The organism is Micromonospora sp. WMMD987 (assembly GCF_029581435.1).
GTDB classification, from domain to species: domain Bacteria; phylum Actinomycetota; class Actinomycetes; order Mycobacteriales; family Micromonosporaceae; genus Micromonospora; species Micromonospora rifamycinica.
On record NZ_CP120861.1, the window covers coordinates 2,432,794 to 2,445,330 of the forward strand.

Genomic DNA, 12,537 nt, shown 5'->3' on the forward strand with positions numbered 1-12,537 from the left:
CGGTGCCCGCCAGCGGTTGCCGATCCGGCCGCCGGACGGTGCACTGGACCACATGGGAGTGATCAGGGTCGGCACCTCGTCCTGGGCGGATCAGACGCTGCTACGGGCCGGCTGGTATCCCCGGTCGGCGCGCACCCCGGCCCAGCGGCTCGGCTGGTACGCCGGGCGGTTCGGGCTGGTCGAGGTGGACACCTCGTACTACGCCATCCCGGTGCCGGCCACCACCAGCGGCTGGGCGGCGGCCACCCCGCCGGGTTTCACCTTCGACGTCAAGGCGTTCAGCCTCTTCACCGGCCATCCGACCCCGACCCAGGTGCTGCCGAAGGACCTGCGACCGGTCGGCGGGCCGTCCCGGATCCGCCGCCGGGACCTGCCCGAGGCGGCGTACGACGAGCTGTGGAGCCGGTTCCGGGCGGCGCTGGAGCCGCTCGCGGCGGCCGACCGGCTCGGCGCGGTGCTGTTGCAGTTCCCGCCGTGGCTGGTGCGGGGGGAGAACGCCCGACGGCGGATCGTCGAGCTGGCCGACCGGTGCCGGCCGTGGCGGGTCGCGGTGGAGGTGCGGCACGGCTCCTGGTTCGACGGCCCGGCCGCGGCCGAGACGGTGACCTTCCTGCGTGACCACGACCTCAGCCTGGTCTGCGTCGACATGCCGCAGGGACACCCCTCCTCGGTGCCACCGGTGATGGTCGGTACGGCCGAGCCGGTGCTGGTCCGGATGCACGGCCACAGCGCGCACTGGGCGGACGGTTCCAAGGAGGACCGGTTCCGGTACGCCTACGCCGACGACGAGCTGCGCCGGTGGGCCGACCTGCTGGCCGACCTGGCCGACCGGTCCGGGGAACTGCACGTGCTGTTCAACAACTGCTGCTCGGGGCAGGCCCAGCGGGACGCCGCCCGGCTGGCCGAACTGCTCGCGGTGACCCCCACGGCGACGGCGGGCCGGTGAGCGGTCGCCGACGCCTGCCCACCGGTCGGTGACGGGCCACCGCCTTCTGCCGGCCGTCCGGTGACCGGGCCACCGCCCTGCCCACCTGTCGGTGACCGGGCCGGGTGCCCGCTGCCGGCCGCTCGGTGACCGGGTTACCGACGCGCCGGTGCGGGGCCCGCCGTCGTCGGCGCGACGGCAGGTCCCGCACCGGGCGGTCCCGGCCGACGGTCAGCCGGCCATCGCCATCCGGCGCCGCGCGCCGGTCGCGGCCAGGCGGCCCACCGTCACCGGGGCACCCATCAGCCCACCGGCACGACCGAGCATCCCCCGGAACACCTGGCCCGGCTTCTGCTGCTCACCCATGTACGCCGTGACCACCACCAACGCCCCGGTCAACGCGGGGATGGTCCACTGGAGGACCTTCATCTGCCGCTGCCGGTGCGCCACCTCGGCGGGCGTCTGGTAGTTGGGCTCGGTGGTCCCGGACACCGGCGGGTTGCCGGCGTTCTGCAACTTCATGCCGACCAGCCGGCTGTAGCCGGTCACCGCGAGCGCGCCGACGGTCAGCGCCGTCTTCACCGCGCTCATCCGGCCCACCCCGGACTGGGCCATCATCCGGGGGCTCTCGGTGGCCAGTTCGCCCACCGCGCCGGCCAGGTGCGCCCCGATCGCCGCCGCGTTGACCGGGGTCCACCGCGACCAGCCGGCGGAGGCCACCGGGAGCCGCTGGGTCGAGTCGCTGATCCGTGCCGCCGCCCCGTTGACGCCCAGCGCTCCCATCAGGGAGCCACCGAACCAGGCCGCCAGGCCCAGATCGTGCATCGAGCGCAGTGCGGTGTGTCGTTCGGACATCTGATCCCCCTCCACCGTGTTCGGGCGCAGCGGCATACCCGTCCCGGCGGCGGCTACGCGCCCGGCGGCGGGACGGTCGCCAGGGCCGCCGCCCGGCCCACCGGGCACGCCGGGTGGGGGTCGTCCGGGGTCAGCGTCGGGGCAGGCCCGCCGCGAAGTCGGCCACCCGCCGGGTCAACGGCAGCCCGGCCCGGACCCAGCCGAAGTGGTCCAGCGGGGCACCCGCCTCGGCCACCGTGTACCGGTGCCGGGTGACCGGCGCGGCGGTGAGCTTGGCGCAGAGATGGTCGACGGTCGGGTGCGGGGTGTACTGGTCGTCGTCGACACTGACCGCCAGCACCGGGAGGGTCAACCGGCCCACGGCCGCCTCGCCGTCCACCCCGTCCAGGGTGGGGAACCGGCCGGTCCGGCCGGTGCGCGCCCAGTCCCGGATCACCCCGCGCGCCTGCCGCCCGCCGAACCCCCAGCCCGGCCAGACCCCGAGCGCCCCGGCGACCGCCGCGATCCCCTGGGTGTACGGCAGCACGCCGTACCTCCGCCGGCCCGGGTAGGTGCGCCAGTACGGCATCCCGACGGCGAGCAGGGCGAGCCCGTCGACCCGGTCGGCACCGTGCAGGGCGAGGTGCAGCAGGGTCGCCTGACCGCCGAGGGAGTGCCCGAGCAGGAGCCTCGGTCGGCCGTCCAGCCGGGGCTTCAGCGCGTCGAGGACCGTGCCGACGTCGGTGGCCAGCTCGCGGTAGCCGTAGCGGCAGGCACGCGACGGGACAGGCGTGCTGGCGCCGGTGCCCCGCAGGTCGGCGACGACGACGGCCAGGCCGGCGTCGCGCAGTCCGGTGGCGAACGGGCGGTAGTACCGGGCCCGGACCCCCATCGCCGGCCAGATCACCACCGCCGGGGCGTCGGGGGCTCCGTCGGGCTCCGGGTAGACCTGGATGCCGATCCGGGCACCGTCGACGTCGACGAACTCCTGCGTGTACTCCGCGTCCCCACTCACCGGCTCATCCTACCGGTCGGTAATAACCGGGTCTGGTGACTCCCACCGGGCCGGATCCGGTCGTCGCCCGGCCGGTCAGGCCGCCGCGGCGGCCTGACCGGCAGCGTTCACCCCGGCCGCCTGACCGACGCCGCTGACCGCCGCGTAGACGGCGGTGAGCTGCTCCGCCCAGTGCCGCCAGGAGTAGCGGACCCGGATCCGGTCCAGCGCCGCCGTGGCGTACGAGAACCGGCGGACCCGGTCGGCGAGCAGCCGACGGATGGCGGTGCCCAGTGCCCGGGGGTCACGCGGCGGCACCAGGTCGCCGGTCAGCCCGTCGACGACACTGTCCGGGATCCCCCCGACGTCGGTGCCGATCACCGGTACGCCGCACGCCATCGCCTCCAGCGGGGTGCGGCCGAACGGCTCGTACCAGGGGGCGGCGACCAGGACGTCGGCGGAGCGGTACCACGCGGCCAACTCGTTCCGGGGGACCGTCCCGACCAGCCGGACCCGGTCGGCGACCCGGCAGGACCCGGCGAGCGCGGTCAGCCGGCGGGCGACGGCGTCGTCCGGCAGCAGCTCGGCGGGCGGCCCACCGACCACCACGCACTCGGCTCCGGGCACCGTGGGCAGCGCCCGGACGACGTCCTGGAAGCCCTGGCGTTCCCGCATCGGGCCGACGGTGAGGATCCGGGGTCGGTCCGGGTCGCGCGGCGCGACCGGCCCGGTCGGCCCGAACACCGTCTCGTCCACCCCCGCCGGTACCAGGGTCAGCTTCGACCGCGGCACCCCGAGCCGGACCAGTTCCCCCAGCTCGTCGTGCGACTGGACGACGACGCGGTCGGCGGCCCGGCCGAGCGCCCGCTCGTAGCCGATCCGCCCGAGGGGACCGGGGTCGCGGCCCCCGGCCCGGCGTCGGTGCGCGCTGCCCAGGTCGTGGTAGGTCAGCACCACCGGAGTGTCGGTACGGCGACCGGCGTGCAGGGCGGGCAGGCCGCTGAGCCAGAAGTGGGCGTGTGCCACGTCGGGCCGCCAGCCGTCCGGTCGCCACTGCCCGGCCAGCCACCGGCCGAACTCGCCCAGGTGGGGCAGGAGGTCGTCGGGCGACAGTGGTCGGGCGGGACCGGCCGGGACGTGCCACACCTGGTACCCGGCGTCGGTCCGCACGGTGTCGGGCAGCACGGCGGAGTCCCGGCGGGTGTAGATCCGCACCTCGTGCCCCTCGCCGGCCAGCGCGGCCGCCTGCTCCGCGACGTGCAGGTGCTGACCACCGGCGGCCTGCCCGTCGGCAGCGGCGAGCGGGCTGGCGTGCCCCGAGACGATCGCGATGCGCATGCTTTCCTCCTCCGTGGGCCGGTCGCCGGCGGGACCGGTCACTCCGGTCACCGGCCGTCGTCGCCGACCGGGTGCACCGGGCGACCGACGGGCCGACCGGCCACGGTTTCTTCGCGCCGATGCCCGGACGTCACGCGCCGCCTTGCATGCCGAACCAGTTGCCCAGCGGGGGGCCGGTAAACATCAACTTTGCGTGCCCGCCCCGCCGCTCTGCGTGCCCCCGGGTCCGGTAGGGCGAGGCCCGGCCCGACCGTATCGACCCGGTGGACGGTCAGCTCCCCCCGGGCAGCATCCCCGGCCCGAACACTTCGTAGGCGATCCGTTCGGCCGGTACGCCCCGGCGCAGCAGGCCGCCCCGCACCTGGTTCATGAACGGCAGCGGTCCGCAGAGGTGCACGTGCGTGTCCGGGGAGAGCGGGATCAGCTCCGGGTCGATCCGTCCCCGGGTCACCTCGGCGGCCGGGGGCAGGGCGTCGCCGGCGGCGGTGGGGGTCTCGTACCAGAGCCGCAGGCGCAGCCGGGGCAGTCGGGCGTGCAGGTCGACCAGTTGGGTCCGGTGGGCGTGGGCGGCGGCGTCCCGGTCGGCATGGGCCAGCACCACCGGCCGGTCCGGTGCGGTGGCCGCCAGGTGTTGCAGGGCGGACATCGCCGGGGTGAGACCGATCCCAGCGCTGACCAGCAGCAGCGGCCCGGTGCCGGGCACCGCGCTGACCTCGCCGAAGGGTGGGCTCAGCCGCAGGGTGTCGCCGGGGCGGACGTGTTCGTGCAGGGCCGTCGAGACCAGGCCGTCGGGGATTCCGCCGGTGCCCCGTACCCGCTTCACGGTGATCCGCCAGTGGTCGGCGTCGGGGCTTCCGGAGAGGCTGTACTGGCGGATCTGCCGGCCGAGCCCGCCGTCGAGGTCCACCGCGACCGAGACGTACTGCCCGGGGACGAAGCCCGGCACCGGGCCGCCGTCGGTCGGGACGAGGGTGAACGAGACGGTGTCGGTGGCCTCCGGGGTCACCGCGACGACCCGCCAGTCGCGCCACACCGCGCCGTCCCCGGCCACCCCGGCGGTGGTGTAGAGGCGGGCCTCCCGGGCGACGAGTTCGCAGGCCATCAGCCAGTACACCTCGTCCCAGGCGGCGGCGACCTCGGGGGTCACCGCCGCGCCGAGCACCTCGCCGACGGCGGCCATCAGGTGCCGTCCCACCAGCGGGTACTGGCCGGGGGTGATGCCGAGCGAGGCGTGCTTGTGGGCGATCCGTTCCAGGACCGCCGACCACGCCGCCCCGTCGGTGCCGGTGAGGTGCCCGGCGTACGCGACGACGGAGGCGGCCAGGGCGGCCTGTTGCCGGCCGGTCGCCTGGTTGCCCCGGTTGAACAGGTCGAGCAGCTCCGGGTGGGCGGCGAACATCCGGGCGTAGAACCGGCCGGTGATCTGGTCGGCGTGCGCCCGGACCACGGGCAGGGTGGCGGTGACGACGGCGGCTGACGACTCCGAGAGCACGGCTCCTCCTCCTGTTTGGCTACTGGGGACACTCAAACAGGAATCTGATAGTCCTCTTCAGGGCCGAAGGTCCCGGGTCCGTGGTCGTGGTGGTCACCGCCGTACGGCCCCTGTCCGGTGCCGGTGCCGCTGGCTAGGGTCGGGGTCGTGAAGCTCAACCGGTCGACCGACATGGCCCTGCGGATCGCCATGCTCACCGCCCCCGTGTCGCGCCGGACCACCATCGACGAGCTGGCCGACCGGCTCGACCTGCCCCGCAGCCACGTGGCCAAGGTGGTTCAGCGGTTGCAGCGGGTCGGGGTGCTGGTCACCGTCCGGGGTCGCTCGGGCGGGGTGGCCTTCGCCGAGGGGGCGGAGCGGATCACCGTCGGGCGGATCGTGCGGGCCTTCGAGGGGGAGGGCGAGGTGGTCGCCTGCGAGGAGTCCGGCTGTGTCCTGCGGGCCGGCTGCCGCCTGCGGGTGCAGCTCCGCCGCGCCCAGGCCGCCTTCCTGGCCGCGCTCGACGAGGTGCCGGTGGGGGAGCTGGTCGACGACCCGGCGGCCCCGCCGCTGCTCACCCTCGGGCCGACCGTCCCGGTGGCGACCTGACCGGACGTCGGAGGACCAGGGGCCACCCGCGCTGGTTGCGGCAGGAACACCCCCGGGCGGGGCGGCGTGTGCCGCCTGCGCGGTACGCGCGGCCCGCGACCCGGCCGTGGCGGTGGCCGGTGGTGGTCCGGCCGGCGGGAACGGCCCCGGTGGTCCGGCCGGTGGGAGCGACCACCAGGGCCGCTCCCACCGACCGTCGGCTCAGCTGACCCGGACCGTGCCGTCCGTCGAGCGGACGCAGGCGACCGTGCGGGCCGTGGTGGCCGCCGCCCCGGTCAGGCACCGGCCGAGCACCTGGTGCCCGGCGGCGCTCGGGTGCCAGGATTCCTGGCAGGTCTGGAAGTACGTCCCGCAGGTGTTCGCGATCCGCTGGATGTCCAGCTTGTCGTAGCCGGAGAGGCTGGTCACGAAGACACCCGAGGTGCCGTCCTGGAGCCGGATCGGGGTGGCCAGCGCGTTGCCGGGGCTGCCCGCCGACTCGCAGAGCCGGGCACCGTCGAAGGCCCGCTGCACGTTGAGGTAGACCAGGTCGGCGGCGGGGAACTCGGCGGACAGCGTGCTGCGGACCGAGCTGACCAGGGTGCCCAGGCCCTGCGAGAAGCGCTGGCCGGGGGCGAGACTGCCCCGGTGGATCGGGCAGCCGGCGGCGTACCGCTCGGCACCCAGGTCACGGAACTTGTCCCGGGTGTCGTCCCGGCTGTCCTCCTCCCAGTAGGTCGAGGCCAGCTCCGGCGGCAGCGGGTTGGTGTAGTCCTGGAAGACGATCCGGTGCTGGCCGTCGGCGTCGATCTGGTCGAGCGTGGTCAGGATCTGCCGGACCGCCGCGGTGGTCTCCGCCGTCGCGGCGGAGACCTGGGCGGCGGTGGCCAGGTCGGCGTCCGAGCAGGGCTCCTGCTCCACCGGTCCGCCCAGGTACGCCCAGAACTCCCACCACCCGGTCCAGGCGTCGGCGATGAACCGGTTGGCGCACTTCTCGGCCACGCTCCCGAAGGTGAACGAGCTGTTGTTGGAACCGAGGCCGACCAGCACCAGGTCGATGTCGTGGGTCCGCCCGACCGCGCGGAGCTGGTCGAGCTGGGCGGCCACCTGCCGGCCCTTGGCCCGGCTGGCCGAGGCGTTGGCGATGTCGTACGGCTGGCCGCCGGAGCAGGCGAGGTTGAACCGGTCGGTGATCCCCGGCAGGTCCGCCTTGAACAGTGAGGCGTTCGGTGATCGGTGGCAGAAGTAGGCGTTGCTGTTCGACGCCGACCAGCCGGGGAAGGGCTGGGCCACCCCGTTGAGGTCGGGCACCGGCGCGTACGCCCCGGCGCCCTCGCCGCTGATGAAGCTGTCGCCGAGGGCGACCGCGGCGGTGGGCAGGGCGGCGGTGGCCGGTGCGGCGGGGCCGACGGCCACCGGTGTGGCGGCCGCGGCGACGGTGAGGAGCGCCGCGAGGGCGGTCCGACGGAACCTGGACATGACGTCCCCCATCTGTCCATGGAAATGTGAAAGATCCTTTCGGCCGCGATCAGATCACCTGGCGAGATGGGCGTCAATGCCTCTTAACACGATCGTCGAATGGTGGACATGGTCTCCGCCGGCCCGGTGTCGGCCCGACCGGGGAAGTCCCGGCCGGCGGACGTGGTTGACCCGGACGGACGCGCGACCGCGTCCGACGTGGGGCTGCACGTCGCTGTCGGGGCGTACGGCTACGCTCGCTGCGGCACGCCGCGCGTGGAGATCTAGACGGTGAGCGGCACCACACCGCCGAGACCGGGGAGTACGACCAGTTGACCGCACAGCCTGAGACCCTCTACGGGGCCGACGACCTCACCCACCTGGAGGGCCTGGACGCCGTCCGCAAGCGTCCCGGCATGTACATCGGCTCCACCGACAGCCGTGGCGTGGGTCACCTCGTCAACGAGATCCTCGACAACTCCACCGACGAGGGTGTCGCGGGTCACGCCACCACCGTCACGGTGATCCTGCACGCCGACGGCTCGGTGCAGGTCGACGACGACGGCCGGGGCATCCCCACCGACGTGCACGCCAAGTCCGGCATCTCCGGGGTCGAGCTGGTGCTCACCCGGTTGCACGCCGGCGGCAAGTTCGGCGGCTCCGGCTACAAGACCTCCGGTGGTCTGCACGGGGTGGGCGCCTCGGCGGTCAACGCGCTGTCCCGCCGGTTCGACGTCACCGTCCGGCGCGGCGGCAAGGTGCACGCCATGTCGTTCCGGCACGGCGTGCCCGGCGTCTTCGCCGGGGACGGCCCGGACGCCCCGTTCACCCCCGGCCCCGGCCTCCAGGTCGTCGGGACGATGAAGCGGGGGCAGCGCACCGGCACGTCGATCCGCTACTGGCACGACGCCCGGTACTTCGAGACCGGCGCGCGGCTGGACGTCGACGCCGTCCGGATGAAGCTGCGCAACACCGCCTTCCTGGTCCCCGGGGTCGACTACCGGCTGCGTGACGAGACCGCCGAGGAGCCGGTCGAGGAGCGCTTCCACTTCCCCAACGGGCTCACCGACATGGTGGAGTTCCTGGCCCCGGCCGGTGACCGCCCGGTCTCCGGCACCCTGCTGGTCAGCGGTGAGGGGACGTACCGGGAGAACGCCGCCGATGCCAACGGGGTGATGCAGTCCAACGTGCAGCGCCGGGCCGAGGTCGAGATCGCGTTCCGCTGGGGGACCGGCTACGAGCGCACCGTCGAGTGCTTCACCAACACCATCCGTAACGCGCACGGCGGCACCCACCGCAAGGGTTTCGAGCGGGCGCTGAGCCGTACCCTGGCCGACGCCGTCCGCACCACCCGGGGGCTGCTCAAGCCCAAGGAGGACCCGCCCACCCTGGACGACGTCCTGGAGGGGATGACGGCGGTGGTGCACGTCCGCATCCCCGAGCCGCAGTTCACCTCGCAGACCAAGGACGAGCTGTCCACCGCCGGTATCACCAAGGTGCTCCAGACCCTGGTCGAGCAGCACGTCAAGGCCTGGCTGGAGGACAAGCGCAGCAGGGCCGAGGCGCGCACGGTGCTCCAGAAGATCGTCGACGCGGCCCGGGTCCGGCTGACCCAGAAGCAGCAGAAGGACGCGGCCCGGCGCAAGACCGCCCTGGAGGGCGCGTCGATGCCGGCCAAGCTGGTCGACTGCCGCGCCGCAGGCATCGACAGAAGTGAATTGTTCATCGTGGAGGGGGACAGCGCCCTCGGCACGGGGCGACTTGCCCGTTCTGCCGAATACCAGGCGCTGCTGCCGATCCGCGGCAAGATCCTCAACGTGCAGAAGGCCAACCTCCAGCAGGTGCTCGACAACGCCGAGTGCGCGGCGATCGTGCAGGTGCTCGGGGCCGGCTCGGGCCGTACCTTCGACCTGTCCTCGCTGCGCTACGGCCGGGTGCTGATCATGGCGGACGCCGACGTGGACGGCGCGCACATCCGGACCCTGCTGATCACCCTCTTCGCCCGTTACATGCGCCCGCTGATCGAGGCCGGTCGGCTCTACGCCGCGATGCCGCCGCTGCACAAGATCACCACGAAGGGGCGCAGCCCGCAGACCACCTACACCTACACCCAGGCCGAGATGGAGGCGACGGTCCGCAAGCTGGAGAAGGCCGGCCGGCAGATCGTCACCCCTATTCCCCGCTTCAAGGGGCTCGGTGAGATGGACGCCGACGAGTTGTGGGAGACCACGATGAACCCGGCCACCCGGGCGGTCCGCCGGATCACCCTCGACGACGTCGACGCCGCCGAGCGCATCCTCGAGCTGCTGATGGGCGAGAAGGTCGAGCCGCGCCGCAACTGGCTGATCGACTCCTCCGACCGGGTCGACCGGGACGCGATCGACGCATGACGAGCACCGTGGCCGCCGCACACCGGGAAGAGAGCTGAACGATGGCACGCCGTAAGGACGACCGCGCCAAGGTGGACCTGTCCGCCTTCGACCAGGCCGGCGCGCGGGTCTTCGACAACCCGCTGGTCACCGAGGTCTCCGACTCCTACCTGGAGTACGCCTTCTCGGTCATCCACTCCCGCGCCCTGCCCGACGCCCGCGACGGCCTCAAGCCGGTGCACCGCCGCATTCTGTGGTCCATGCACGAGCAGGGCCACCGCCCCGATCGGGGGCACGTGAAGTCGGCCCGGATCGTCGGCGACGTGATGGGCAAGTACCACCCGCACGGCGACACGGCGATCTACGACGCCATGGTTCGGCTCGCCCAGGACTTCTCCCTGAACACCCCGTTGATCGACGGGCACGGCAACTTCGGTTCCCCGGACGACGGACCGGCCGCCGCGCGCTACACCGAGGCCCGGCTCTCCCGGGAGGCGATGCTGCTGGTCGGGGAGCTGGGCGAGGACACCGTCGACGTCGAGCCCAACTACGACGGCTCGCTGACCCAGCCGACCGTGCTGCCGGCGGCCTTCCCCAACCTGCTGGTCAACGGGGCGTCCGGGATCGCGGTCGGGATGGCGACCAACATGATCCCGCACCACCTCGGCGAGGTGGTCTCCGCCGCCCGCTGGCTGATCAACCACCCGGACGCCGACCTCGACAAGCTGATGGAGTTCGTCCCCGGCCCCGACCTGCCCACCGGTGGCCTGCTGCTCGGGCTGGACGAGGTGCGCCGGGCGTACGAGACCGGGCGCGGCGTGGTACGGATGCGCGGCCGGGTCGAGATCGGCCCGCTGGAGGGCAGCCGGGGCCGGCAGGCGATCACCGTGGTCGAGCTGCCCTACGGCGTCGGCGCGGAGAAGGTCATCGCGGCGATCACCAACGAGGTCAACAAGACCAAGCGGCTCACCGGCATCGCCGACGTCAAGGACCTCACCGACCGGGAGAGCGGCACCCGGCTGGTCGTCGAGTGCAAGGTCGGCGTCAACCCGCAGGCGTTGCTGGCCGACCTCTACCGGCTGACCCCGCTGGAGCAGTCCTTCGGCATCAACAACCTGGTGCTGGTCGACGGCCAGCCGCGCACCCTCGGGCTGAAGGCGTTGCTGGAGGTGTTCCTGGCGCACCGCTACGAGGTGGTGACCCGGCGCAGCGCGTACCGGCGGCGCAAGCGCCAGGAGCGGCTGCACCTGGTCGACGGGCTGCTGATCGCCCTGCTCGACATCGACCGGGTGGTCAAGCTGATCCGGGCCAGCGAGGACGCCCAGGCCGCCAAGGACGGCCTGATGCAGAAGTTCAAGCTCTCCGAGATCCAGGCCACCTACATCCTGGACACCCCGCTGCGCCGGTTGACGAAGTACGACCGGATCGAGCTGGAGGCCGAGCAGGAGAAACTGCGCGGGGAGATCGCCGCGCTGTCGAAGATCCTCGACGACCCGAAGGTGCTCCGGAAGGTCGTCTCCGACGAGCTGGCCGCCGTGGTGAAGCAGTTCTCCGGGGCGCGGCGGACCACCCTGGTCGACGGGGACCTCAAGGAGGTGCTCGCCGCGTCCGCGCCGGCCGGGCCGCTGGAGGTGGCCGACGACCCCTGCCAGGTGATCCTCTCGGCGACCGGGCTGGTCGCCCGCACCGCGGCCGAGTCGGAGGAGGCGTCCGAGGGGCGTCGCCGCAACGGCCGGGTCAAGCACGACACGGTACGCGCCGTCGCGCACACCACCGCCCGGGGGCGGGTGCTCCTGGTCACCAGCGCCGGCCGGGCCTTCAAGGTCGACGTGTTGCCGCTACCGGTGCTGCCCGAGCAGGCCGGCACGGTGTCGCTGCGCGGTGGGATGGCCGCCGCCGAGCTGGTGCCGCTGGCGGCGGGGGAGACGGTCATCGGCCTGGCCCCGCTCGGCCCGACCGCGCAGGGCTCCCCGGGCCTGGCGGTGGGCACCCGGCAGGGTGTGGTCAAGGTGTGCACGCCGGAGTGGCCGGTGCGGTCCGACGAGTTCGAGGTGATCTCGCTGCGCGCGGGCGACGAGGTGGTCGGGGCCAGCTGGCTCGACGACGGCGGCGAGACGTTGGCCTTCGTGACCAGCGAGGCGTCCCTGCTGCGGTTCGCGGCGTCCGTGGTCCGCCCGCAGGGGCTCAAGGGTGGCGGGATGGCCGGGGTCAGCCTGCCGGCGGGCGCCCGGGTGGTGTTCTTCGGCGCGGTCCGCACCGACGACGCCGTGCACGGGGAGCCGATGGTGGTCACCTCGACGGGGGCGACGGTCAAGGTGACCCCGTTCGCGTCGTACCCGGCGAAGGGGAGGGCGACCGGCGGGGTGCGGGCGCAGCGCTTCCTCAAGGGCGAGACGGACCTGGTGGTGGCCTGGATCGGCGCGCGGCCGGTCGGGGCGACCGCGACCGGTGACCCGGTGGAGCTGCCGCCGGCCGATCCGCGCCGGGACGGCTCCGGCTTCGCGGTCATGCTCGGCCCCACCGTCGTCGGTCACCTCATCGAGCGCGACTGACCGCCGGC

The 12,537-nt window shown here is 73.7% G+C and carries 9 protein-coding genes; 4 read left to right on the plus strand and 5 right to left on the minus strand.

From position 1 onward, the window contains the following. Positions 1-52: 52 nt before the first annotated feature. The gene (locus tag O7612_RS10450; protein ID WP_282272620.1) at positions 53-946 is read left to right on the plus strand and encodes a DUF72 domain-containing protein; all 894 of its coding nucleotides are present in this window, start codon (positions 53-55) and stop codon (positions 944-946) included. Positions 947-1,156: 210 nt separating this feature from the next. On the opposite strand, the gene O7612_RS10455 is transcribed toward O7612_RS10450, so the two are convergent. The 4 genes from O7612_RS10455 to O7612_RS10470 form a co-directional block, all read right to left on the minus strand. After that, a complete protein-coding gene (locus O7612_RS10455; RefSeq protein ID WP_282272622.1) occupies positions 1,157-1,780 on the minus strand; it encodes a hypothetical protein in 624 nt (207 codons plus the stop codon). Between the two features lie 130 nt (positions 1,781-1,910). Then, a complete protein-coding gene (locus tag O7612_RS10460) occupies positions 1,911-2,774 on the minus strand; it encodes an alpha/beta fold hydrolase (RefSeq protein WP_282272624.1) in 864 nt (287 codons plus the stop codon). A 75-nt stretch (positions 2,775-2,849) separates the two neighbouring features. Continuing rightward, positions 2,850-4,091 (minus strand): glycosyltransferase, encoded by a 1,242-nt coding sequence (locus O7612_RS10465; protein ID WP_282272626.1) that lies wholly within the window; start codon positions 4,089-4,091, stop codon positions 2,850-2,852. A gap of 271 nt (positions 4,092-4,362) precedes the next feature. After that, positions 4,363-5,583: a globin domain-containing protein gene (locus tag O7612_RS10470; RefSeq protein ID WP_282272628.1), complete on the minus strand. Its 1,221-nt coding sequence runs from the start codon at positions 5,581-5,583 to the stop codon at positions 4,363-4,365. 147 nt (positions 5,584-5,730) lie between these two features. On the opposite strand from O7612_RS10470, the gene O7612_RS10475 reads away from it, so the two are divergent. Then, positions 5,731-6,171, plus strand: a complete 441-nt coding sequence (locus O7612_RS10475) for an Rrf2 family transcriptional regulator (protein ID WP_282272629.1) — start codon at positions 5,731-5,733, stop codon at positions 6,169-6,171. Positions 6,172-6,372: 201 nt separating this feature from the next. Here O7612_RS10475 and O7612_RS10480 read toward each other — a convergent pair whose 3' ends face one another. Then, positions 6,373-7,629, minus strand: a complete 1,257-nt coding sequence (locus tag O7612_RS10480) for a hypothetical protein (protein WP_282272631.1) — start codon at positions 7,627-7,629, stop codon at positions 6,373-6,375. Positions 7,630-7,868: 239 nt separating this feature from the next. Between O7612_RS10480 and O7612_RS10485 the strand changes: the two genes are divergently transcribed. Next, positions 7,869-9,998 carry a DNA topoisomerase IV subunit B gene (locus tag O7612_RS10485; protein WP_348774299.1) on the plus strand — a complete coding sequence of 710 codons (2,130 nt, stop codon included), beginning with the start codon at positions 7,869-7,871 and terminating at the stop codon, positions 9,996-9,998. Between the two features lie 41 nt (positions 9,999-10,039). After that, on the plus strand, positions 10,040-12,529 hold the full coding sequence (locus tag O7612_RS10490; protein ID WP_282272635.1) for a DNA topoisomerase IV subunit A: 2,490 nt from the start codon (positions 10,040-10,042) through the stop codon (positions 12,527-12,529). Positions 12,530-12,537: the final 8 nt, after the last annotated feature.

Excerpts from the sequence above, each read along its gene's own strand:
- O7612_RS10450 (WP_282272620.1), top strand. The coding sequence starts at position 53 with ATGGGAGTGATCAGGGTCGGCACCTCGTCCTGGGCGGATCAGACGCTG.
- O7612_RS10490 (WP_282272635.1), top strand. The coding sequence starts at position 10,040 with ATGGCACGCCGTAAGGACGACCGCGCCAAGGTGGACCTGTCCGCCTTC.
- O7612_RS10465 (WP_282272626.1), bottom strand. The coding sequence starts at position 4,091 with ATGCGCATCGCGATCGTCTCGGGGCACGCCAGCCCGCTCGCCGCTGCC.
- O7612_RS10455 (WP_282272622.1), bottom strand. The coding sequence starts at position 1,780 with ATGTCCGAACGACACACCGCACTGCGCTCGATGCACGATCTGGGCCTG.
- O7612_RS10480 (WP_282272631.1), bottom strand. The coding sequence starts at position 7,629 with ATGTCCAGGTTCCGTCGGACCGCCCTCGCGGCGCTCCTCACCGTCGCC.